Below are 26,161 nucleotides of genomic sequence, written 5' to 3'. Positions count from 1 at the left end.
ATCATTTTATTATTTATTATATCATTTTATTATTTATTATATCATTTTATTATTTAATATATTCTTTTATATTTTATTATATACTTAAATTGCTTACCATTTCAACTTAGAATTAAATAGAGAACTACAAATCAAGGCTATATTAAAATTTTATTATAATTTTAATATAGCCTTTTCAGATTGCTAATAATTCTTTTTTCTTTATAATCTTTTTATCTTATTAATTCTGCCATTTCCTCATCAATTATTAGAGTTACATCATTATGGATTTTTAGAAAACTTGCTGGATTATGTGTTGTAATATTATCATTTATCAATGCCTTTATTGCTTCGGCTTTATCTTTACCTTTTACTAGTAATACTATTTTCTTTGCCTTCATTATAGTCCCAATTCCAACAGATAAAGCTTTAGTAGGCACTTCATCTATAGAATTAAAAAATCTAGAGTTCGCTTTTATTGTACTTTCAGCTAAATTGGTTACATGAGTGCCTTCTATTAAAAAGTCACTTGGTTCATTGAAAGCAATATGTCCATTTCCACCAATTCCAAGAATTTGTATATCTATTCCGCCTAATTCTTCTATTTTCTTATCGTAGCTTTTAGCTTCTTCATCTAAATCTTTTGCTAATCCATTTGGAACAAAAGTATTAGCCTTATCTATATTTATATGATTAAACAGATTTTCATTCATAAAATACCTATAGCTCTGAGTATCTTCTTCCCCAAGTCCAACATATTCATCTAAATTTACTGTTTTGACATTATAGAAATCTATTTCTTCATTTTTATTCATTTCTATAAGTTTCTTATACAATCCAACTGGGGTACTTCCTGTTGCAAGCCCTAAAACAGCATTTGGCTTTTCAGTAACAATCTCTTTAAATATTTTAGCTGCAACTTCGCTCATTTCTTCATAATCTTTAACTACTAGTAACTTCATTGTTAATACTCCCCTTCACTATTTAATTTTTCAAACAAACTCTATATCTATATTTATCTCCTCTAGCAATTGTAATTGTATATTCAATAATATCCGCCTGTTCATATGCTATTCTTTCAAATTTAAGTCCCGCTTGTCCTTGAGGCACCTCAAGGTATACACTTTCAAGTTTATTTATTAAAACACTTTCTATTACTTCTTCAGCAGACGTAATATATACATCAAAAGAACTTTTAAATATCTCATATAAAGGATTCTCCTCAATCATTTCTTTTGTAAGACCTTTGAATCTTTCATATGGCAAATACGTAATTTCATATATCATTGGTATATCATCTGCAATTCTTATTCTTGATATTTTAAATACAAGTTCAGTCTCTTCTATTTTTAGTTTTCCAGCTATTTTAGTGCTAGCTTCTATAACCTCAAAATTTAATAACCTAGAAGTAGGATTCTTTCCATGTTTCTTCATTTCCTCTGTAAAAGAAGAAACTCTAATTAAATCTTGTTCCACTACCTTAGGAGAAATAAAATTTCCTTTTCCTTGAACTTTATAAATATATTTATTTTTTTCTAGTTCATCTAAGGCTTCTCTTACAGTAGTTCTACTAAGGCCATATTTTTTGCAAATCTCTCTTTCTGAATCTAATTTGTCATTTTCTTTCATATGATTTTCTATTTGATCAATAAGAATATTCATTAATTGAATATATAAAGGAGTATTAGAATTTTTGTTTATTATATTCATAAGTGCACCTCTTTTAGTTCTAGCAGTTTATTACCAATTATACTATTTCTTTGTGCAAAAGAAAATATAAATAAGCTAATATATGTTACAACTCCACACTCCTGCATATAAATTCAAAAAGTAAATTCATTTAGTGGTAACTACCACTTTAACAAAAGTATAATTTATTCTTTCAAGTATGTCAATATACACTTGAAAAATTCTTTAAAAATGCATTATACTAGACATAAGAAACTGATAATATCCACTTGTATATTATAAAAATTTTTCTTAGGAGATCGATAATATGTTAATAAAAAACTGTAATATTATTTATTTAGACAAAATAGAAACTAGCTCTATACTTATTGAAAATGGCTGTATTAAAGAAATTAATCCTACCAATTATTCAGATGAAAATATACTTGATGCAAAAGGATTATATGTTTCACCTGGATTTATTGATGTGCATATACATGGTGCAGGAGGCTGCGACACAATGGACGGTACCAGTGAGTCAATCAATACCATTTCCAAAACTATAGTTAAACATGGAACAACTTCTTTTACTCCTACAACCATGACTGTTTCTATAGAAGATATAAGAAAATCCTTAGCTGCGATTAAAAACGTGAAAGAAACAGGTACAGACGGAGCTCATGTTCTTGGAGCTCATCTAGAAGGTCCTTTTGTAAGTCCCAAAGCAATTGGTGCTCAAAATCCAAATTACATTTTAACCCCATCTATTTCAACATATAACGAGATAGTTAAGGACTATGAAGATATTATTGTATCCATAACATTAGCTCCAGAAGTTGAAGGTGCTAAGGAACTTATTAAGTATTTATCATCAAAAGACATAGTTTGCTCATTAGGACACACCAGTGCTACTTATGAAGAAGCTATGGAAGCTATTGAATGTGGTGCTTGTCATGCTACTCATCTCTTTAATGCTATGACTCCTTTAACTCACAGAAATCCTGGTGTAGTTGGCGCTATATTTGATAGTAATATAACAACTGAGACCATTTCGGATGGAATTCATATTTCTTATCCAGCTTTAAGAATTGCATATAAGCAAAAAGGTACTAATAATGTTTTATTGATATCTGATGCTATGATGGCTTGCTGTATGCCAAACGGAGATTATTCATTAGGTGGGCAGGATGTTCTTGTAAATGATGGTGAAGCTCGTCTTAAGAATGGTGCTTTAGCTGGTTCTGTTTTAACCCTTGATAAAGCAGTAAGAAATGTATATAAAAATTCAAATTTGCCATTATATGAAATCATAAAAATGGCTTCATATAATGGCGCTAAACATTGTAAAGTTGATGATCATAAAGGACAAATCAAAGAAGGTTATGATGCTGATCTAATATTATTTGATAATGATATTAATATAAATAAGGTATTTATTTCTGGTAAAGAAGTTTATTCTATTTAAAATTTCAATTCAATTTTATATCTCCCGGCTCCTATAGATTGTTGATTTTTATATATTTCAAATTACCTTTGTATAAAGCTTAAAATCCTATTATTAGAATTTTAAGCTTTATCTATTAATCAGATGTTTAGTTGGAACTAAGCAACTATAATAACAAGCGACAAAAAGTGATAAATACATGACATTATGATATGTATTCTGTGCATTAACAATGGTATTCTAAAAATATCAAAAATATAGCAGGAGGCATTAAAAATGGCATATATAGCAAACGAAGAAAGATATTCAAATATGGTATATAACAAATGTGGAAAAAGTGGGTTGAAGCTGCCAGCTATTTCACTTGGACTTTGGCAGAATTTTGGTGAAGATAACTCATTACAAAATATCAGAGCAATGATACATAAGGCTTTTGATCTTGGAATAACTCATTTTGATCTTGCAAATAATTACGGCCCACCAGCTGGTTCAGCTGAAGAAAACTTCGGAAGAGTGTTAAGCTCAGATTTAAAAGCTTATCGAGATGAACTAATTATCTCTAGCAAAGCTGGATTCGATATGTGGCCAGGACCTTATGGGGATTGGGGCTCTAAAAAATATTTAATTGCCAGCTTAGATCAAAGTCTTACTCGTTTAGGTTTAGATTATGTAGATATATTTTATCACCATAGATTTGATCCTGAAACTCCACTAGAAGAAACAATGATGGCATTAGATCAAATCGTTAGACAAGGTAAAGCTCTTTATGTAGGTTTATCAAACTATGGTGCTGATGAATTACAGAAAGCTGCTCAAATACTAAAAGAACTAGGAACTCCTTGTTTGATAACTCAACCATCTTACTCTATGGTAAATAGATGGATAGAGGATGGACTTCAAGATGTTACTGATGAATACGGAATAGGAACAATAGCATTTTGGCCTTTAGCAATGGGATTATTAACTGATAAATATCTAAATGGTATTCCAGAAACTTCAAGAGCTGCTCATAATTCTTGGGTTAAATCAGGTATCACTGAAGACAAAGTTGCTAAAGTAAGGCTTTTAAATGAAATAGCTAAAGAAAGAGGACAAAGTATGGCACAACTTGCTATTGCATGGGTTTTACGTAAAGGCCGTGTAACTTCAGCCCTTATTGGTGCTAGCAAGGTAAGTCAGATAGAAGAAAATGTTGCTACTATAAATAATCTTAATTTTTCTGATGATGAATTAGCTAGAATAGAAGATATATTAAAGTAGGAGTAATTACTTCTTTAAGTTTAAGGCATATTAGGTAATTATATATTGTCAATTTACCGTTTATTAAAACTTATAAATTTTCTAATTATCTACTCTATTATGCCATCTTTTTAATTAAGAAAGGTGAGATGCATATGAAAAGACCTAACTTTATTTCAAAAGATATTGGCAACGTTTTAATTAAAGGCTCGTGTAAAGAAGTTTCCGGAGGTTATGATATTACCGCTGGTGGTCAAGATATATGGGATCAAGAAAACGGTGGATATAGTAAGGCAATTTATCCAAACGATGCTACTTCTCTTCCTCCTGAATTTCCTGTGAATTTTCCATCTACATGGGTTAGATTAAAACGTAACGATAATATCTTTACTGGATTTTATAGCTGCGATGGTAAGTCATGGAAGGAATATGGAAGCTGCTCCATAGAGATGAATAAAAAACTGTATTTAGGATTAGCAGTTACTTCTCATAACTCTAACGAATCCGCAATTTGTAAGTTTAGAGATATCTCTATAATATAAGATATTTCGAGGTGATTATAATGAAATTAATTCAAGTTGGACTTGGGGACTTTGGACTTAACTGGCTTAAGGATATACTTTTAAAAACTAATACCGTACAACTCATTGGTGTAGTTGATAAAAACGATGAGCTGCTAAATTCAGCAAAAGAACTTCCTGGTATGGAAGATGTACTAATTTTTAATGATTTAAAAGATGCTCTTTCTAAACTTAAACCAGATTTTATTTTAAATGTTACTCCTCCAGGAATACACAAAGAAATAAATTTTATAGCATTTGAAAACAGAATCCCCGTATTAAGCGAAAAACCTATAGCTGAAATATATAGCGATGCAAAGGAAATTTTAGAAAAATCTATAGAAGTTAATGTCCCAATAATGATATCTGAAAACTATAGGTATAGCAATTATGTCCGTACTGCAAAAAAAATTATATCCTCTGGTGATTTAGGAAGAATAGATTCAGTATCTGTAGACTTTAACAGAAAACATATAATGACTAATTATCATAAGGATTTAGAGCATCCTTTATTACTTGATGTATCTATTCATCATATTGATATGATAAGGTATATAACAGGCTCAGACGCTAAAACAGTTTTTGCAAGATCTTGGACTCCTGAATGGAGTTGGTATAAAGGCTACTCAAATATACAATTGTTATTAGATTTAGAAAATAACATTAAAGTCTCATATCGTGGAAGCTTATCAGCTTATCAAAGCGAAACAGATTGGTCGTGTGATTGGAGGATTGAGGGCGAAAAAGGTGTACTTAAAATGTCTAATGGCACTATTAATGTATATAAAAATGATGGTGATCTTGAAATTAAAGTTGCTGAATCACATGACAGCAGAGAATTTGTGTTAAATGAATTTATTGAATCTCTTAATAATAATCGACCAGGTGAAACAAATATTTCGGATAATATTAAGAACTTTGAAATCGTTGACGCTGCTATTAAATCATTAACCACTTCAAATTTAATTAAATTATAAGAAAGGTGTGTTACTAACATGAACGTAAGGAACTTTTTAAATTCTAATATGAAAGATGAACCAAATTGTCATGATGGACAGGGAATTTTAAAGCATATTTCTTTATTTGATGATGAAGATTTTTCTAGCAAATTGAGGTTTATAAATTATACTATTCTTCCTGCTGGTACTTCAATAGGGTTGCACACACATAGTAATGACGAAGAAATATATATGATATTAGAAGGGCAAGGCTTAATGACAGTTGATGATGAATCAAAGCAAGTACAACAAGGAGACGTAATAGTAAATAAAACTTTTGGATCACATGAACTTATTAATAATTCTAGTGATGACCTGAAAATCCTAGTTTTTGAGGTTGGAATTTAGAACAAATAAAGGGGATTAGTATTTATTACTACTTCCCCTTTATTATCTTATGCATTGCAATTATTTTTGTCTTTGAAGATAGTTACATAATGCACCTAATTTATTTGCATCATTTCCAAACTCACATTTTTTTATTACTAGTTTTATTGTACCTTCTAAATCACTATGCATAAGCATATCTAATCTCTTATTTATTTCATCAACATATTCTGGTCTTGTACTTATTGCCCCACCTAAAATAATAACTTCTGGATCATAAGTATATTGAATATTATATATTCCTACTGCCATAATATAATAATATTTATTTACTTCTTTAAGCGCAATTTCGTCTCCATTTTTATATAATTCAAAAACTTCAACACCATCTAAACTGCCTTCTTCTAACCCCTTTAACTTTGCAACCTTTCTTGCCAATGCTGTAGTAGATCCAGCTTGACTCCAGCTAGTAAATTTAGGTTCTCCATCTAACTCACAAGTTATTGAACAATAACCGAATTCTCCACCATGCTTGTGAATTCCACCGTGAATCTTTTTATCTTTAACTATTGCCCCGCCTATTCCTGAACCGCATACAACAAAGGCTAAATCCTTATTATCCTTTCCAGCACCAAGCCAGCATTCACCAAGAGCTGCGCAATTAGCATCATTTTCAAGTTCTGCATTTAAATTTGTAGCTTCCTTCAAGATTTCCTTAAAGTTAGGTCCATGTATATATGGAATAGCACTTACTCCTCCAATTACTCCAGTTTCACTGTCCACTGCTCCGGGAGCACTTATTGCAATTCCTTTAACATCGTATTTTTCTTTCATTTCATTAGTTGTTTTTGCCAATTGAGAAAAGAAACCTTCCTTATCATTTGGAACATCAAATTTATTACTTTCAATAAATTGTCCCCCTTCACTAATTACAGACCACTTAACAGCACTTCCACCAATATCAAAAACCATAAATTTATTCATTTGAAATCACCTCTATTTTAAATTAATTTATATTGTTTTTCTCTTTGTAAATAATTATATAAAGCTCCAAGCTTATTTGCATCATTTCCAAATTCACATGTCTTTATCACAGGCTTTATTGTTCCTTCTAAATCACTATTCATCATTACATTTAATCTTTTATTTATTTCATCTAAATATTCTGGCCTTTCGCTTATGGCTCCACCCAAAATAATTACTTCTGGATCAAATATATACTGAATATTATATATTCCAACAGCCATGGTAAAGTAATATTTATTTACTTCTTTAAGTGCAATTTCATCACCATTACTGCATAATTCAAAGACTTCAATACCATCTAAGCTGCCTTCTTCTAATCCCTTCAACTCTGCAACCTTTCTTGCTAATGCTATTGTAGATCCTACTGAGCTCCAATTAATGAACCTAGGTGTATCTCCGTCTAATTGTCCATTTATTGAACAATAACCAAATTCCCCGCCATATTTATGTGCTCCAACATGAATCCTTTTATCTTTAACTATAGCTCCACCTATCCCTGTCCCACAAACAACAAAGGCTAAATCATTGTTATCTCTTCCTGAACCAAGCCAGCACTCTCCAAGAGCTGCACAATTAGCATCGTTTTCAAGTTCCACATTTAAGTTTGTAGCTTTAGTTATAATTTCTTTCCAATTTGGTCCATGAATATATGGTATTGCAGTTCTTCCTCCAATTATTCCAGTTTCACTGTCTACTGCTCCTGGTGCACTTATTGCGATTCCCTTAACATCATGAGTCAGCTTCATTTGATTTGACATCCTGCTTATCTCAGCAAAAAATTCTTCTGCCGTCCCTGGACAAGCAAATTTACCACTTTCTTTAAATGTGCCTAATTCGTCTATAATAGACCACTTAGTGGAAGTTCCGCCAACATCAAAAACCATAAAATTTCTCATTTATGATCCCCCTTGTATAATTCAAATAGCCGTCTCAAAGTTTTAACTTTTGAGACAGCTTATTATTTGTTAGTAGTTATTTTTATTAAAATCCGTTATTTTCTACAACTTCTTTAATCCATCTTCCTGATTTTTTAATTGTTTTCTTTTGTGTAGCTAAGTCTACAGCAATGAATCCATATCTATTTTTATATGCATTAGACCATGACCAACAATCTATTGGAGTCCATGTGTGATATCCAAAACAGTTAGACCCTTCACTTATACCCTTATGAAGATATTCTAAATGTTCTTTATAGAAATCTATTCTATAATCATCTTCTATTATACCTTCTGCATTTATATATTTTTCTTCACCTTCAACACCCATACCATTTTCAGAAATGTACCAAGGAATATTATTGTAATTATCTCTTATGTTTATTGCAATGTCATACATGCATTGTGGGTATATCTCCCATCCTCTATATGGATTCATTCTTCTTCCTGGCATTTCATAATTATCAAAGTATTTATCTGGCATCCAGCCTTTTGATTCATCTATTTCTGATTCTTTTGCTTTAACTCTTCTTGGTTGGTAGTAATTTACTCCCAAGAAATCTATTGTATCATTTTTAATTATTTCTAATTCTTCTTCTGTTGATTCCCACATAACATTATCTTTTTCTAATATTTCAAGAAGTATTTCTGGAAAATGTCCTTTAATTGCAGGATCTAAGAATGAAGTATTGAAGAAAGCATCTCCGATTTGACTTGCTCTCACATCTTCTTCACTATTTGATCTTGGATATGCTGGTGTTAAATTAAGAACTATTCCTATTTTTCCACCTTCTTTATCACATCCCATAGCTCTAAAAGCTTCTATAACTTTTGCTGATGCTAAATTTAAATTATATAATACTTGCACTGCTTTTTTACCATCAACTAATTTTGGATAGTGGAATTGATATAAATATTCCCCTTCAACTACAACTATAGGCTCATTAAATGTTGTCCAATACTTAACTCTATCACCAAATAACTCAAAGCATTTTTTTGCAAATACTACAAATAAGTCTACTACGTGTTTTGATTCCCATCCACCATATTGATCATATAATTCAACTGGTAAATCAAAGTGGTGTAAATTCATAACTGGAAGAAGACCATTTTCAATACATTCATCGATTACCTCATTGTAGAATCTAACTGCATCTTCATCTACTTCACCAGTTTCTAAATCCTTTATTAATCTTGTCCATTGAATTGATGTCCTAAAACTATTTAATCCTGTTTCTTTAACTAATGCTAAATCTTCTTTATGGCTATTATAGAAATTTGATGCTACATTAGGACCAACTCCATCAAAAAATGCTTCTGGTTCTATATCAAACCAATGATCAAATACGCTATCATGCTTCTTATTAAATCTTCCTTCACTTTGTGGACCTGATGTTGCTGAACCCCACCAAAAATTTTCTGGGAACTTAAATTTTATACTCATTTTCTTCCTCCTAAATTTCATCATTTTAATTAAATTGTTTTTATAAATTGTTGCATGTATTTGAAATAAAAATAGTATTAATACACACCCTTCATTTCAAACTTTTCCTATAACATTGCTGCTCCAATAAGACCAGCATTATCTCCAATTTGGGCTATTCTTATGTCTACCATTGATGGATCTGCTACCTTAGTCTTAGTACATTCAATAATTTTAGGTAATAACGATGTATTGTATATTAATACCGCTCCACCAATAACTACAGTTTCTGGATCTACAACAGCTATTATGTTTGCAATACCAATTGAAATATTATCAATCCATTTCTCTATTACTTGTACTGCTTTTTCATCATTATTCTCATACATGCAAAATACTTCTTTTGTAGTTAGTGTCTTTCCATAAACTTCTGATGCTATTCTCGCTATATTTACTCCACTGCATTGTCCTTCAAGACCACCCTTATTTGTACCTGCATGACTATATTTATCTTCATTTATTATCATATTGTAAATTTCTGCTGCTTGACTGTGTGCTCCGTTGATAATCTTCTTATCAAGAATTAAAGCACCTCCTACTCCAGTGGAAACAGTTATATAAAATACTGATTCACAATCCTTAGCACTTCCAACTAAACTTTCCGCAAGACCTGCTACATTTGCATCATTATTAACTTGAACTGGTACACCTAACTTTTCTTTTAAATACTCTTTTATATTAAAGTTTTCCCATCCTTTCAAATTAACAGGATTTAATAATTTTCCCACTTTTAAATCTAGAGGTCCTGGTGCTCCTACTCCCACTTTTTCTATTTCATAATTACTCCAAGGTCCTTTTATCTGATTAACTAACTTATCTAAATTATAAGCTGCCCCTTTTTGTACTTCGTTTTCAACTTTATAAATTTCTTCTATATTTCCATCCTTTGATATAACTGCTGCTCTTAAGTTTGTCCCACCAATATCAATTCCTATAAAATAAGACATTTTTAATACCTCCTAAAGCGCCTCGAAATTATTCTACTAAAATATACTATTTTCTTAAACTTAAACATTATCTTTATATTGAATTATAATCTAATTATATAATATTACTAATAATTAATCAATTATATGTTATATCTTTTATAACAAAAGTATATGGTTTTATTTAATCTTGCATTTAAATAGAATTAATAAAACAACTATTGTTAACCCAAGATAAATAAACCCATAACTATGCGACCCAAAGATTCCAGCTACACTTCCAGTAGTTAGATTGATAATTGCTACAAATATTGTATTTGCACATAGACCTGATACCACTATAGCTGTAGAGTAATTCTCTTTTGGTACCGCCTTCCATAATATTTTATTAGGCAATGGCAGTAAACATCCATTTACTATCCCATGCAACAAAGTTATCAGTACAATTAACAAGTATGAATCTGTCACTCCAACTACAAGCCACCTAATAATCAGTAAAACTGCTGCAATTTTTAATACCACATTAACATCTTTTTAATTTTTCATCCTGAGACTTAGGTGATTTCATCGGCCAATCCCAAGTAATAAAATTCAAGCCTTTTATTTCGTATTTAGAATTCATATACTTTCTCCTTCGCTATGTATATTTTTACTTAACTTCATTTAAAATAAATAGCTGCGACATAAAATCTTCTCGTTTCCTTGACCAATATTCACTAGTTATTTCTGTATAATCCTTTGATAGTATTATTCCTAAATTCATAAGTTCAACACCGTAGTAATTTCCTTCTCTGCCTTCTATTTCATACAGTTTATTAGGATTTAGCCCTTGCAGTTTTACACGATTATACTTTTCATTTGGCCTGCATAAAGCCTGATAATATCCAACAATAGCTTGTGACTTATCTTCTGAAACCACCATCCATGAAGTCTCATTGCTTTCGAAAGGATTAAGCATTCTGTAAAAATTACCTTTTTGCACTAAAGACTTATTCTTTTTAAAGAATTTAACTTGTTCTTTAACTATTTCTTTTTCCTCATCACTCATTGTATTAACATTAAACTCATATCCAAATGTTCCAAAATATGCAACATTAGCTCTTGTGCTCAGCGGAGTAAGTCTTCCTACTTGATGATTTGGCACTGCTGAAACATGGCTTCCTATTGCACTTAAAGGATAAATCATTGAAGTACCATATTGTATCTTTAATCTTTCAATAGCATCAGTATCATCACTTGCCCAGGTTTGTGGTGCATAATATAGCATTCCAGGATCAAATCTAGCTCCGCCGCCTGCACATGATTCAATTAAAAGGTCTGGGTATTTAGATATTATCTTTTCAGCTAACTTATATACTCCAAGAATATATCTATGGAACACTTCTCCTTGTCTCTCTTCATCTAAACTTAATGAATAAGGTTCTGTAATATATCTATTCATATCCCATTTAATATAAGAAATTTTAGAATTTCCTATTATGTTATCCATCAAGCCAAAAACATGCTCAACAACTTCATCTCTTGTAAAATCTAAAATAAATTGATTTCTTCCATGAGACATATTTCTGCTTGGTGTTTGTATAGCCCATTCAGGGTGTTCTTTGAATAATTTAGTGTCCTTGCATACCATTTCTGGTTCAAACCACAATCCAAATTTAAGTCCGATTTCTTCTACCTTTTCAGATAAACCTGCAATTCCATTTGGAAGCTTTTCTTTGTTCTCAAACCAATCTCCAAGGGAACTTGTATCATCATTTCTTCTTCCAAACCAGCCATCATCTAATACAAATAATTCAATTCCTAAATCCTTTGCAGCTCTTACAATAGAAAGTATCTTTTCTTCATCAAAATCAAAATATGTTGCTTCCCAGTTGTTTACAAGGATAGGGCGTTCTTTATCCCTCCATTTTCCTCTTGCAAGTCTTGTTCTATAAAGTTTATGGTAAGTTTGACTCATTGCATTTAAACCATTATCAGTGTAGACCATTACACATTCAGGTGTTTGAAATTCTTCCTCAGAGTCCAGCTTCCATTTAAATTCATATGGATTAATTCCCATCATAACTCTTGCTACGCCATAAGGATCTACTTCTACCTGTCCCAAAAAATTTCCGCTGTATACTAAGCTAAGCCCATAAACTTCTCCCGTATGCTCAGTTGCATCTGGACGTTTTAAAATCATAAATGGATTATGAACATGACTGCTGGCTCCTCTTAAACTATGAATAGATTGAATTCCTTCTGTTAGTTCTCTCTTCTTAAGATGACATTCTCTAGCCCATGCCCCTGAAGTATGAATCATTTCAAAATCTGAATCTACCAAGTCGACACTTGAACTCATAGCATTATCTATAAAAAACGCTTCACTTCCTTCATTAGTTATCTTAGTATTTCTACATATTGCATCAAACTCTTCATAGATTGTATAAGTTAATATAAGCTTGCTATTTAGTACTTCATCAAATAATGTTATTTCTAATGTTTGTGCCTCAGAAGCTTCCTCAACATATGTTGCAGGTAATCCCTTTAATTTATTCTTTCCATCATATATTTTATATTCAACATATCTATAGTTACTTATTCTGCTTCCATTTCTACTTACAATAGTATGAGCTGGATATCTATAGTCCGTAGTCCCATAGCTTGGATAATCTTGTTTTATATGTTCTAACGATGAAGTGTGATTCCCTTCAAACATATTACATGAAGGTCTAAGCTCTCTTTCCATTATGTGCTTAAATGACTCTCTATGTCTTAATCGTTTACCATAATAAACATTTTCTATCTGTTCTATACCATCAATTACTCTGATAATATAGCTCATATTATTATTATAAAGATGGAATTCTCTTGTACTTTCATTAAATTTAATTCCCATTTTCTTTTCCTCTCCTATTTGAATCTATTATATTTAAGCAACTTGGTCTATATATACATATTCTGAAGAATACCTATTAAAATATTCTTCAGAATAATGCAATTAATCTAAGCTAAAGTCAGCTTTTTATTCTTATTATTTAACTACAGGATAACTCTTAAGAACTGTAAGCTTTCCTTTTATTTCGTAGTTTCCAAGTGCTGCTGGTATTAAATAACTATCTCCCATTTTTATTTTTTCACAATACCCATCGCCTTCAATGGTTCCTTCACCATCTACACAAGTTAAGATATCAAATTTATCTTTATCACCGCTATCTTTTAATGCTTCTTCTATAGTCAGCTTTTCTATTCCAAAATATTCATTTTTACATAGCAAACTTTTTTTATAACCATCAAATGAAACTTCTTCTCCTTTAAGATTTTCACATTGAAGCTCAAAATTTGTTACATCTAATGCCTTTTCTACGTGTATTTCTCTTGGTCTTCCATAATCGTAAACTCTGTAGGTTACATCACTATTTTGTTGGATTTCAGCTATAATAACACCTTCACATATAGCATGAATAAGCCCACTGTTTATTAAGAAGCAATCACCTTTTTTTACATCTATTTTATTTAAATATTTTTCAACTTCTCCAGATTTTATAGCTGCTTCAAATTCTGCCTTTGTGCAGTCCTTAGTTCCAACTATTAAAGTTGCATTTGGTTTTGCGTCAACAACATACCAAGCTTCTGTTTTACCATAGTCACCTTCAAATTTTGCTGCATACTCATCACCCGGGTGAACTTGTACAGAAAGTTTTTCTCGTGAATTAATTAGTTTTACTAGTAAAGGCAGTTTTTCTAAGCTTACTTTTGTTCCTACTACATCGTAACCATATTCTTTTATTAAATCGTCGAATTTAATTCCTTCATATTCACCATTAGCTACAACTCCAGTACCATTTGGATGGCAAGCTATATCCCAGCTTTCTCCTATATTTCCTTCTGGAAGGTTATCTCTGAAACTTTCTAAATCTCTTCCTCCCCATATCTTTTCATAATACAAATTTTCAAATCTTATTGGATACATACTTCCTCCTACTCCCTCACTCGATATATTAAAATATATCATATATTATTATAATTTATATTTTAAATATATATTCTTTTTATTAAGTTGTCTATACTTTTTCAAAATAAAGTAATAATCTAACTTAAAACAAAAAAGATGCTGCATTCTAACTTTTTTATAGTTCTCCATGCAACATCTTTTATTTATAAAACAGTTATAGCCTTAAATTCAAATTTATCATATCTATGTCTGCTAAATGAATACTCAAATGCTCGTCCATTTTCTAAATATACAACTTTTTCTACTTCTGCTATTGGTTCGCCTTCCATTAATAACAAATTTTCCTCGTCAAGTTTGTCTGCTTTCTTAATTCTTACAGTTGAATGGGCACTTTGAATCTTTAGTCCTAACTTTTTTTGAAGAAAATTATATATAGATCCATTAACATCTTCTATTTTTATTCCCCCTGCAATTGATAAGGGCATATAAGTTTTCTCTATTACCACAGGTTCTCTATCTACATATCTCACTCTATGTATAAAATAAACAAAATCATCATTATCTATTTTAAAGGTATTTGCTGTTTTTTCATCTGCTTGAACAATTCTAAAATCCAGAACTTTACTTGTTACTTCATGGCCTAAGCTTGTATTAGTTAACCCAGTGAACTGTTTTTTCTCAATTATTTCTTGAATCTCTTCTTCAGTTATATCCTTTATAAAGCTTCCTGAACCTCTTCTCTTTACAACTAATCCTTCTGCTACTAATAAATCCAATGCTTTTTTAACAGTCATTCTGCTTGCACTATATTCTTCACATAAATCCTTTTCAAATGGTAGTTGTTCATTAGGTCTATAATTACAATTTAATATTTTTTCCTTAATATCAGACGCTATTTCCTTATACTTTATCATGGCTCTTCCCTTTCATATCTAATTGTCATGAATTATTTATAATTCTTCATATGATTTCCTCCTAAGTACTCAACGTTCAATCGCTTGTCATCATATGTCTTAATATATAATATATGTCTTTTATTTAACATTGTCTATACTTTTACTTAAAATGTGTTCTTGTAGTTACACTCATTAGATTACTCTTATTCTTAATAGAAAAAGAGAAAGTTTTAATGATCTCTTCACTTAAACTTTCTCTTTATAATTATAATTTTAGATTATATTAGTTTAATTTTTATATTTAAAATTAAACCCATGCACCACTTGAGTCTACTCTATAACCATCAATAACTGTATCACTAGCCATAGATCCATCGGCATATAAGTAATACCATTTACCATCTACTTCTTGCCATCCTGTTTGCATTGCTCCAGATGAAGCCAATAAGTACCACTTGCCATTTACTTGTTGCCAGCCTGCCTGCATTGCACCAGTTGAAGCCATTAGATACCAATTATCATTTACCTGTTGCCAGCCTGTTTGCATCACACCAGTTGGAGCCATAAAATACCAAGTGCCATTTACCAATTGCCATCCTTTTTGTACTGTTCCATTCGCATCAGCAAGATACCACGCACCATTTACTTGCTGCCAGCCTGTTACTGCTTGTCCATTTTTATCAACTAATTTTACTGTTCCGTCAGCATTGGTTGTTAATAAAGCCGTTGTTGTACTTGTATTAGATGTTGTTGTCGTTGATGTTCCTCCTGTAGTACTAGTTGTAGTTGATCCATTGTTGGATGAGCTACTACTTGAAGAACTGCTTGAACTATTACTTGATGAATTTCTTGCAATATAAGAAGTAATATTTTCAAATTTTTTACCATTATAAGTAGCTACTAATTTAATATAGTATCCTTTATCACCGCCAGTTAACCTATAAGTTTTATCAGTTCCCACTACTGTACTATTAGCAATACTATCATCTTTATTAGATAATCTATACCATGCATATGTCACATCTTGAGATGAAGTAAACTCTGTTAAATCTGCTTTTAGTAATTCAGCTGTTAAAATTTCACCTACTTTTTCAGTTCCATTGATTGTAACTGTTGAAGGCATTGCTGCTTCAGTTGACCCTCCTGTTTGATTTCCGCCAGTATTTGTATCTCCACCCTCTGGTGCATTAGTATTTACAGCCTTAATATCATCAAAATACATTACTGAATCTACGGTATCTGACCCAATTGTGTTACACCATATTCCCATCTTTTGTATATGAGCTGGATCAAATGTTCCATTATTTTTTCCTTTAAATTGGCTAAAAGGTATAGTTAAAAGTTTAGGTTCGGTAGTTGCTGCAAATTCCGGCATCCAAACCTCAAAATCTTCACCATTTGATGTTAACTGAATAACAAGTTTTTGGCCTTTGCCATCTGGCTTAACCCAAATTTGTAATGCATCGCAATCAGACCAATCTGCATCTAAGGATTGTGTAATACCAGTCCATCCATTTGGTGCAATTTTATAGTTAAACGCTAGTCCATAGTCGCCGCTATTTTTATTATTTGTATCTAATTTTGGTGTAACACTACAACCTGAACCATAATTAGTAGACCAAGTATTTTGCAACAATACATCTTCCCCGGAATATGATTCAAAGTCGTCTACTACCTTTGGATTTTTTTCTGCTTCTTTTATATTAAAAATCGCTTCTATAGTATCCAATTTTGTGTCATCTGAATATAATTCAATGGAACCAATTGTTTGACCTATCTTATCAAGCATTTCTTGAGTAATTTGTGCTGAATATACTTCGTTTTCACCCTGTGTGGCATTAATAGTTTCAACAGCTTCTCCTGCTTTGTTCTTTAAAACAAATTTAATTTGTCCATTATACCCCTTTACACTTGCTGTTATTGTAGTTGGACTAAAAATACGGCTGCTTGAAGCCGGCCCTGTTATGAATCCATAAGAATATGCTGAATCTATGCCAGTACTAGCACTAGAGTAATCTCCTACTCCATTAGCAAATACAGATTCATCTTCATTGTAATAATCTATAAAGTTATTAATCATTTCATGACCTTTTGTGTCACTTACCATGTATGGAGCAAAGAAACCGCTTGTTTCACCAAAATTCGCCCAAGTCATATAGTAAGGCATATCTGACTTTGATACTATATTAGCCACATGACTAAACCAATCCTTATCTGCATTCCCTGATATAGCCATAAAACCATGACTATCATTATTACGTAACCCTACTTCAGAAACTGCTGAAAGTTTACCTCTATTCTTTGCAATGCCCTGAACTAAATTAATGGTGTTTTTGAAGCTTGCCATCCATGGATCTGTAGAAGCATCTGCAGTAGGATTATCATCATAATAATCAAAAGCTAAAATATCAACAAATTCATCTCCAGGATAACGAGATAAATAATCAGCTTGATCGGTGAAAGGACCGTTAGGGGAATAAACATATAAGAAATTATGAACGTTTTCAGTATCCCTTAAATATTGAACAGTATAACGGTACATATTCTTGTATGCTTCTTCATCACAAAATGCTTTCCCCCACCAGAACCAGCTCCCATTATTCTCGTGGAATGGTCTGAATATTACTGGAACTCCAGCTGTCTCCAGCTTATGCGCATACGTTGCAAGCATATCTAAATACCCAACATATACATCATTTAAATCTCCACCTGGCATAATTCTTGAAACTATATTACCAGTAGTAGTTCCTGGCGTATATCCCGAATAATCATAATGCCCATTAGCATCTTTTCCTTTTTCCTTAACCAATTCAAAGTTTGGCATATGGGCAGATAAAGTTATTATTCCACCTTCACTTGATGCATCTATGCTTAAATCTGCTGCTTTTGAAATTAAATCTTTTCCTGCTGCTTTCTCTTCATCAGTTAATGACAATTCAGAACCCGTTAATGAAAGAGCATCAATTCCAACAATTGCAGAAATAGAACCTGTTATGTCTTTTGTATCAGAATTAGTCGAACCACTTCCAGCCTTATGATGTATATCATTTTGATGTCCGTATAAAACATAATCTGTCTTACCTATACCCATTAAATATGAGTATAAATCTGCTGTTTCTGAAGTTGCACATGAATCAACTAGTTTAACGTCTGAAGGCCTATTATCTCCCAAATCGCCAGGCTCAACCTTAACTTGTGCTGTAGTTGTAGCAGTCTTCTCCACATAGACATCATCTGCAACTTCTTGACTAAGCTTGATATTGTCTACATATATATCACCTTTATAATTAGTGCTTGCCCCTATAATACTTAGTGTGATTGAATTTGCTTGCACATCTTGAGACGTAAGTTTAAGAGTAACTTGTACTTTTTTCAATCCATTACCAATATCCTCCGCCTTACTCAAATCAATAGCACCATAATTATTTAAACTATCTGTAATATATAATTTAGTCTGGAATCCTCCAGTAGTCATTTTACTTGGATCAAAAATAAAATCATATGTTAACAAATTATATCCATTAAACGAAGTTTCTGCATCTAAATTTTTACTAATTTTAAATTCGCTCCAGGAAGAAGCTACATCTTTAGAATAATCGAGTGAAAGCTTTAAAGCTCCACTGCCTGTTGCTGAAGAATCATAATTTACAACGTTATCAGTTGCTCCGTTATAAGCCCAGTTTCCACCGTAAGACCATCCATTAGCATTTGTATCAAAATTCCATTCTAATGGAGAAACACTTGGAAGTGGAGCATCATCTTGAGCTTCAGCTGCTGTAACTTTAAGATTATCTATATAAAGTTCGCCACTGTAGGTGCAATTATATGCTGATATTTGAGCAACAACCGCATTGAGACCGCTTACATCTGAATTTAATTTTATTGAAACCTTTGCTGAAGAATATCCGTTACCTAGATCAGTAAAGCTATCTGTAGTTACATCTTGAGTAGATGCACCTTCCCAATTCCAAGCACTAGAACCATCTTTAAGTGCTCCAGTACATTTAATTGTTCCTAAAAAATTTTTTTGATTAGTTGGAATTAGTAAATTATATTGTATAGTTGATCCTGCTGGAATAGTGTCGCTAGAACTAGTATAAAAATCAAATTCATACTTATTATTATCCCAATTATCAGTTCCATCGAATTGAGATGAAAATTTCATTACATGACTAGCACCTATTGTATCGATTGATACATCATTAGTACTTGTAATTTTTCCACTTACTTGATCAGGTGTTTGTCCATTTTCAAAGTCATTATAATAAACAGCAGCTGATGTTGTACTATTATTTAGTTCTGTTGTTGTATTATAAGAAACTGCTGAACCGGTTGTGCTGGATGTACCAGATGATGATGAACTATTATCTGTAGATGTTGTAGCAGTATCAGAAACGGTAGCATTATTAGTATCCGCCATAGCTATTGTTGATAGAGGTAAAAGAGTAGTTGATGTTGAAATCACCATAGCTGCTGCTATCAATTTTTTAATTTTCTTTGTTTTCATAGATTTTCCTCCCATATTAACTTATTATTTAATTAATAACTATCAGTTTTTAAACATAACTTTTAAATTTTAAGCATTCTTAGTGATAGGTCGTTTGTTATTTCATAAAATATTGTTGGTTAAACGTTAGCATTTAGGATTTTTTATATTTAAAATTAACCAAGATAAATTAATATTACTTTAACGGTTAATTTAAACATTTACATTGTACATTATATTATTATATTTTTCAATATATGACATAATATTTTTATTTTCTATAAATTATTCCAAATTGATTCACTTTATATATTAAATTTAATACTAATAATTAAATTTAATTTAGTAAATAACTAAAGGTAAAAATATAGTTTTCTTTATTTATATTTATCTGTTAGCTATAATCAATAGCGCCCGACAAAATTATTTGCAGTCATTGTTTTGCTATCTAATTTTAGGTAACATCTCTCATCACCATAGTTATAATGTCATTTAGTTATAGTCATTAATTATATAGATAAATATTACTATTTAACTATAAGAACTTATATTAGTCAGTCAGTAATTAATTAAATTAATTATTATATTACTTTAACGGTTAGTTAAAACATTTACATTATACAACTTATTAGTAAATATTTCAATATGCTTATTTAATAATAATTTATTAAATATATTATTAGCCGAATATATAAATATTTTCATAAAAAATGAATCATGCATGAAATAAATGGTGCTTTACTTCTATGCATGATTTTTTATATTTATAATTTGTTCATTTTTTCAAGCATTACTTCAAAGTGATTTATTTTCCTAAAATCTCTTTTAAATATCCAGTCAGCTCTTTTGCCGCTTTTTTATGTGATAAGAATCCAGGATGCTGCCTTGATCCTACTGTATCTTCTGTTGTGTTTGGAAGCTGGAACACAGAAACCTTTTTATCATCCGTATCTTTAATATATGCATCTACAGCACGATAAATATATGGAAGCATTGGAATTCCTAGCATTCCATATACCCATACTATATTCGCCTTCTTATTGTACTTTCTAAGTTTAACAAGGAAATTATATGCTGCTTTTTCAAAAGCAGCTAAATCTTCTTCATTAAAAGTACCATCTTCATTTAATCTCTGTTTATGACTTTCTCCTGTCACTTCATCCCTCCATTCTGGAGAATTAAATGCACCTCCGTCATTTGTTCCAAGATTAACTACCACAACATCGGGTTGCCAAGAATCAAAATTATTATCTTTAAATGCTCCTAACTCTTCGTTCTTTTCACCTACAAGAAGACCACAGACCTTTTCATAATACTGTGGAATATTAAAATGAGGATTATTATCCCAACTTGTAAGTACCCCCCAGCCACTTTGAGAAATAATTCTATGTTCTGCATTCAAAGCCTCTGCTGTCATTGTGCTATAATTACTAGCCGCACTAAACCACATAGAAATCCAATCTTCTTCTTTCTTAGCACCTATTACTCCTTCTCCTGAAGTAATGCTGTCACCAACGAATTCAATTTTATATGGTTTTTCTTCAATAGGCAGAAATTCTCCATCAAATTTTATTGCGTGTATTTGCATATAACTGCTAGGATCTCCATTCATTGCTTGAACATCCCTTATAATGCGAACATTCTTTACTTCATTCTCACTCATTCCCCTAAATATACAAATCCAATGCCTTCCCGCAGTTAACATTTGCCTGCTTACAGGAGCCGAATTAACAACTGCACTTATCCAAGGCTCATACATATCATAATCTACTTCAACTTCAATCCAAAGCTCCGAACCCCTTGCATTTAATTCAATGCCGCTTCCAGTCCAAAATACTGTTAACGGAGAAAGGCCCCCCGTTGTTCTACCATGGATTTTTAAATGCTCAACATCAGGTAATGTATATACTTTTAATTTTTCGTTTACTTTCATTATCTTCTTCCTCCTATATAACTTTTATCCAATTGACAATTAACAGTTCTTAATTAAGGTGAGAATTGCATAGCATTTCTCTTTAATATATATTTTAAGAAATAGCAGCGGCTATTTCATCTTTTATTGTCAATTTAAAATTACATTTGTAATTTTTTCAATTTATAGAATTCACCTTTTTTCTCCATAAGTTCATCATAGGTTCCAAATTCCTCTAAGCCACCATTCCCAATAACTGCAATCTTATCTGCATTTCTAATTGTGGATAATCTATGGGCAACTACTAAGGTTGTTCTGTCTTTCACTAAGCTTTCAATTGATTCTTGTATCTTTTTTTCCGAAATACTATCTAAAGCAGATGTCGCCTCATCAAGAACCAATATCTTAGGATTTCTCACAAAAGCTCTTGCAATCGATATTCTCTGACGTTGTCCCCCTGAGAGATTACTTCCATGTTCAGTAATCCTCGTATCTAACCCATCTGGAAGTGATTCTATTAATTCCTCTAAATTTGCAGCTTTAATTATTTTATTTAACGCTTCATCAGAAATATTTTTTATTCCATAAAGGATATTCTCTCGAATTGTATCAGAAAATAATATTGCATTTTGTGGTACAACTGCAATATGAGAACGATAACTTTGAAGATTAATGCTTTTTATATCTTGATTATCAATTAATACTTGTCCGCATGTTGCTTGGAAAAATCCTATTACAAGATTTAGAATTGTAGATTTTCCAGCTCCCGAAGCGCCTACAAAAGCTACCGTTTCTCCTGGATTTATAGAAAAACTTAGATTTTTTAAAATCGGAGCATTACTATCTTTGTACTGAAATTCCACATCCTTAAATGTAATTTCCCCCTTTACGTCCTTGATTTTCTTTTTCTTACGGTTGTTTTCTATATCATCAGAAAGTAATATATCTCCAATTGATGCTACAGATTCTAATCCTTTTGCAATAGTCGGTAATAGTGTAATAATACCAGAAATCTGTGCTACTATAGATCCAAAGTAAGTTTGATATAATACAACTTCCCCAATTGTAATATTCCCCTTTAATGCTATATATCCTGTAAATCCAAGACAAATTATTTGAAATACCTGAAACGCAACCCAGCTTATGGATGAGAAATATGCCTGAATAAGATCTAACTTTAAACCTTTTTTAGCAACATTTATTAATTGATTTTCTATCTTCTTTGCTTCTTGCTTTTCTAATGCATGAGCTCTTGTAACAGGAATTAATTCTACCATTTCCATTACACGAACCGAGGTCTCTTCCATCTCTTTTCTGTAATCTGTATTATACCTTTTTATCTTTCCTCCAAAAGCAACTATGATAAGTACTGCTACAGGTATAGTTGCAATAAAGAATATAAATACTGTTAAACTCTTAAAGATAACAACACCCAAAGCTGCAACGATATTTAGTACAATACTTAATATTGTTATAAAAACTTGAGATGATAGATTTTCAATCTGCTCTACATCACGCATAATTTTTGACTGTAATCTTCCTGACTGCATTTGAGTATGATATGCAATAGAAAGCTGCTGCAGTTTTTTCACAAGAATGCTTCTAAGTTCTCTTTCTACACTTCGAATAGTTTTTGCATATAGCACTGTATGTACATAATTTGTCGGTATATTTTGTAGCACCATGACAAGAATTATTATAATATTAATTACAATTATATGAACCGCATTAGTTCCTTTATCAGTTGCAGCATTGATAATGTTTGCAGATACAACCGGCAAAACCCATACAGGAGAACTTTTTAATAGGAAAAATATAATTGAAAGAAATAAATTTAAATAATGTCCTTTATATATACCAACAAGAGTTTTTAAAGTACTATTTTCATTCTGTTTAAAAATTTTTAAAAGAGCTTCTTCGTCTGGTTCTAATTTATCATTTGTTTTATTTTCTTCCCCTATCACTTTTCCACCACCATATCATAATACTTTCTTATAATTTTTTCTGCTGGCTTCCCATATACATCATACCCCTTATGACTTTCTGCTTTATTTAATGAATACTGGTTCCACGCCCAGTCCCACATAGCAAAACCAGATACCCATTCACGTTTAAGTGAAGCTTTAAACATGGCTTCATACCATTCCGCTTGTTCATTTAAATCAATACTACCTTCGATACTCCAATCATTTGGAACTGCTGAAGAACCTTTGGTAGACATACAACCAGCTTCTGCAAAGAAAAATGGCTTATTAAATTTCTTCACTACCTTTTCAATACGATCTAATTCTTTTTCCCAATCCGAAAGAGGATAGTAACCGCTTGAAGAGATAACATCAACACAGTCCCACCATTTTACATTATGTTCTTGATATTTATCAGTATTATACGATACAATTCCATGATAAACACCTCGAATATCAGAAATAAGTTTGCGCCATTCATTTTCTCTACGCTCTGACATAACCATTTCACAACCTGCAATAAACATTTCACAGCCTGTTTTTTCAGCTATGCTTGCATAATGAAGTTGGAAATTAGTATATGAATCAAACCATTTGCTCCATTTCGGTTCACAGTGAACGTCTTCATCAAAGAAATTAATATGAGCTCTCCAAGTTCCATTCTTACAATTTGCTGTCGGTTTAATTGCCACTCTAAGACCAATTTTCTTTGCATAATTTATAAGAGCTTCCAATTCTGAATCTGAAATAGTTGAATTAGAAGTATAACAAATCTCTTCTGATTGTGGGGTATCCTGCAGACCGTTTGGTACAAGTATTATAAAATTAACTCCAACTCTTTCTTTTAAATTATCTAAACTCTTAAACGTTTCCTTCTTTGAATAGCTTCCATTTCTAGCAAATGGTGCAAATGTAAATCCCTTAATAAACTTCATTTGTTTCATTCCTTTCCTTATATTAAGCATAATTAAGAAAATAACAGGCCAAAAATAAATTGTATATTTCTTCTTAGTAAACAATAATCTTAATTATTGTATATTAAATTGAGATAATCTTAGGTACAATCTCTAACCAAGAAGTTTCACTTTACGCCAGTAGGATAGGGTGAATTTTATTTGTAACAGATTTATATTAAGAAATAACCGACGCATCATAACATTAATTATATAAAATAATGGCCTATTATTTTTTTGATTATGCCTTTATTTATATATACTATATCAATTTCATTTTTTATCTGATATAATACAATTGTTTAAAAATAGAACAAATCTATTTTATGGAGGCTATTATGAATTATTTATTTGAAGAAATTAATGTTTTAACCTCACCATATGAAGCCTTTTTAGCTGGCACTAAGCATGGTAGCTTTCCAATAAAGGCTCATTGGCATTACTATATGGAAATTATTTTTATACTTAAAGGGACTTCTCTAATAAATTGCAACAACAAGGAATACATTCTCGAATCCGGTGATTTAATTTTATTTCATCCTCAAGTGGTACATTCAATTTTTGCTGCTTCTCCTGAACCTTTAATATATGAAGTACTTAAATTTGATATAAATAACCTACATATAAATAGTAACTATACCCCTAAACTCAGCTCAATTTTTAAATGTGCGATAGATGATCCCTGTGCCCCTATTTTGCTTCCATCAAAAGCCTTTAAAAATTCCCTAAACGATTTATTCAATGATTGTATTGAGGAAGTAGTAACAAAGGATTATGGCTATGACATTAGTTTTCAATCTTTAGTTTCATCTTTATTAATAGAAATTCTTAGAATATGGAGAAGAGACGGATTTGATACAAATAATGTAGCTTTAATGCCGTATGATACAAATTCGCTGCATACAATCTTGCAATATATTGATGAACATTCACACGAAGCAATAAAGGTAGAATACCTTGCAGAGAAGTGTCATATGAGTTACTCATATTTCGCTAAAAAATTTCACGAACTTTATGGACAATCATGTAAAGACTATATCGAATTCATAAGATTGAGCAAAGTTAAAGATTTACTACTATTTACCAACTTTGATCTTAATTATATTAGCCAGGAAACAGGATTTGCTGATTGCAGTCATTTAATACGGACATTCAAGAAAAAAACAGGTTCAACACCAAAACAATTTAGACTTCAACACAGTATAGATACATAACATGTAAACTAGACTTATGTGGTAGCTTACCGAAATAATAAATATTTTACTCCGAAGGACTATAAAAATATCGCTGAAGGCTTTAAGTTGCAAGTTGCGCCAAATTTAGCATGCTCCCGCTTTCAGTGTGACAAGCTAAATTGGAACAATTTACAACCAAAAACCTTTAACAGCTCATTTTTAAATGCCTTCTGCATAAGAATATTTATTATTTCTG

Annotated in this window: 20 protein-coding genes; 6 read left to right on the top strand and 14 right to left on the bottom strand. The window is 31.3% G+C overall.

Annotated features, from left to right (window positions below; genetic code table 11):
* Nucleotides 1-212: 212 nt before the first annotated feature.
* Together nagB and COL3_RS18805 are read right to left on the bottom strand one after the other, a co-directional pair.
* Nucleotides 213-941 (bottom strand): glucosamine-6-phosphate deaminase, encoded by a 729-nt coding sequence (nagB, locus tag COL3_RS18810; protein ID WP_008421816.1) that lies wholly within the window; start codon nt 939-941, stop codon nt 213-215.
* Nucleotides 942-963: 22 nt separating this feature from the next.
* Entirely contained in the window at nt 964-1,689 is a 726-nt protein-coding gene (locus tag COL3_RS18805; RefSeq protein ID WP_008421815.1) for a GntR family transcriptional regulator, read from the bottom strand.
* A 286-nt stretch (nt 1,690-1,975) separates the two neighbouring features.
* Between COL3_RS18805 and nagA the strand changes: the two genes are divergently transcribed.
* The 5 genes from nagA to COL3_RS18780 all read left to right on the top strand — a co-directional run bounded on the left by nagA (nt 1,976) and on the right by COL3_RS18780 (nt 6,236).
* On the top strand, nt 1,976-3,112 hold the full coding sequence (nagA, locus tag COL3_RS18800) for an N-acetylglucosamine-6-phosphate deacetylase (protein ID WP_008421814.1): 1,137 nt from the start codon (nt 1,976-1,978) through the stop codon (nt 3,110-3,112).
* Nucleotides 3,113-3,367: 255 nt separating this feature from the next.
* Nucleotides 3,368-4,351 (top strand): L-glyceraldehyde 3-phosphate reductase, encoded by a 984-nt coding sequence (gene mgrA / locus COL3_RS18795; protein WP_008421813.1) that lies wholly within the window; start codon nt 3,368-3,370, stop codon nt 4,349-4,351.
* 134 nt (nt 4,352-4,485) lie between these two features.
* Nucleotides 4,486-4,872 (top strand): hypothetical protein, encoded by a 387-nt coding sequence (locus COL3_RS18790; RefSeq protein WP_008421811.1) that lies wholly within the window; start codon nt 4,486-4,488, stop codon nt 4,870-4,872.
* A 20-nt stretch (nt 4,873-4,892) separates the two neighbouring features.
* Entirely contained in the window at nt 4,893-5,867 is a 975-nt protein-coding gene (locus tag COL3_RS18785; protein ID WP_008421809.1) for a Gfo/Idh/MocA family oxidoreductase, read from the top strand.
* Between the two features lie 18 nt (nt 5,868-5,885).
* Complete coding sequence (locus COL3_RS18780) at nt 5,886-6,236, top strand: cupin domain-containing protein (RefSeq protein ID WP_008421807.1); 351 nt, start codon at nt 5,886-5,888, stop codon at nt 6,234-6,236.
* Nucleotides 6,237-6,296: 60 nt separating this feature from the next.
* Here the strand turns inward: COL3_RS18780 and COL3_RS18775 are convergent, their stop codons facing one another.
* From COL3_RS18775 to COL3_RS18720, 12 genes are all read right to left on the bottom strand, one after another.
* Nucleotides 6,297-7,199, bottom strand: a complete 903-nt coding sequence (locus tag COL3_RS18775; RefSeq protein ID WP_008421805.1) for an ROK family protein — start codon at nt 7,197-7,199, stop codon at nt 6,297-6,299.
* Between the two features lie 17 nt (nt 7,200-7,216).
* A complete protein-coding gene (locus tag COL3_RS18770) occupies nt 7,217-8,137 on the bottom strand; it encodes an ROK family protein (protein WP_008421803.1) in 921 nt (306 codons plus the stop codon).
* Nucleotides 8,138-8,222: 85 nt separating this feature from the next.
* On the bottom strand, nt 8,223-9,620 hold the full coding sequence (locus tag COL3_RS18765) for a glycoside hydrolase family 1 protein (RefSeq protein ID WP_008421801.1): 1,398 nt from the start codon (nt 9,618-9,620) through the stop codon (nt 8,223-8,225).
* A gap of 107 nt (nt 9,621-9,727) precedes the next feature.
* On the bottom strand, nt 9,728-10,606 hold the full coding sequence (locus tag COL3_RS18760) for an ROK family protein (protein ID WP_008421799.1): 879 nt from the start codon (nt 10,604-10,606) through the stop codon (nt 9,728-9,730).
* 159 nt (nt 10,607-10,765) lie between these two features.
* Nucleotides 10,766-11,107, bottom strand: coding sequence for a hypothetical protein (locus COL3_RS18755; protein ID WP_035283049.1), 342 nt, complete (start codon nt 11,105-11,107; stop codon nt 10,766-10,768).
* A 127-nt stretch (nt 11,108-11,234) separates the two neighbouring features.
* Nucleotides 11,235-13,463, bottom strand: a complete 2,229-nt coding sequence (locus COL3_RS18750) for an alpha-galactosidase (RefSeq protein WP_008421793.1) — start codon at nt 13,461-13,463, stop codon at nt 11,235-11,237.
* Nucleotides 13,464-13,598: 135 nt separating this feature from the next.
* The gene (locus COL3_RS18745; RefSeq protein ID WP_008421790.1) at nt 13,599-14,537 is read right to left on the bottom strand and encodes a type I phosphomannose isomerase catalytic subunit; all 939 of its coding nucleotides are present in this window, start codon (nt 14,535-14,537) and stop codon (nt 13,599-13,601) included.
* Between the two features lie 185 nt (nt 14,538-14,722).
* Nucleotides 14,723-15,433: a GntR family transcriptional regulator gene (locus tag COL3_RS18740; RefSeq protein WP_008421788.1), complete on the bottom strand. Its 711-nt coding sequence runs from the start codon at nt 15,431-15,433 to the stop codon at nt 14,723-14,725.
* A 289-nt stretch (nt 15,434-15,722) separates the two neighbouring features.
* Nucleotides 15,723-19,922, bottom strand: coding sequence for a glycosyl hydrolase (locus COL3_RS18735; protein WP_008421787.1), 4,200 nt, complete (start codon nt 19,920-19,922; stop codon nt 15,723-15,725).
* 784 nt (nt 19,923-20,706) lie between these two features.
* Nucleotides 20,707-21,834: an SGNH/GDSL hydrolase family protein gene (locus COL3_RS18730; protein ID WP_008421784.1), complete on the bottom strand. Its 1,128-nt coding sequence runs from the start codon at nt 21,832-21,834 to the stop codon at nt 20,707-20,709.
* A 140-nt stretch (nt 21,835-21,974) separates the two neighbouring features.
* Nucleotides 21,975-23,777 (bottom strand): ABC transporter ATP-binding protein, encoded by a 1,803-nt coding sequence (locus COL3_RS18725; protein ID WP_008421782.1) that lies wholly within the window; start codon nt 23,775-23,777, stop codon nt 21,975-21,977.
* Nucleotides 23,774-24,712 (bottom strand): hypothetical protein, encoded by a 939-nt coding sequence (locus COL3_RS18720; RefSeq protein ID WP_008421780.1) that lies wholly within the window; start codon nt 24,710-24,712, stop codon nt 23,774-23,776. The genes COL3_RS18725 and COL3_RS18720 overlap by 4 nt, the downstream gene beginning before the upstream one ends.
* 356 nt (nt 24,713-25,068) lie before the next feature.
* On the opposite strand from COL3_RS18720, the gene COL3_RS18715 reads away from it, so the two are divergent.
* Nucleotides 25,069-25,944, top strand: a complete 876-nt coding sequence (locus tag COL3_RS18715) for an AraC family transcriptional regulator (RefSeq protein WP_008421778.1) — start codon at nt 25,069-25,071, stop codon at nt 25,942-25,944.
* Nucleotides 25,945-26,161 lie beyond the last annotated feature (217 nt).

It is taken from the genome of Clostridium sp. LS, from assembly GCF_002760435.1.
In the GTDB taxonomy this organism is placed as follows: domain Bacteria; phylum Bacillota; class Clostridia; order Clostridiales; family Clostridiaceae; genus Clostridium.
The sequence above is the reverse complement of the archived record's forward strand: the minus strand, read 5'-3'. Positions and strand labels throughout refer to the sequence as shown.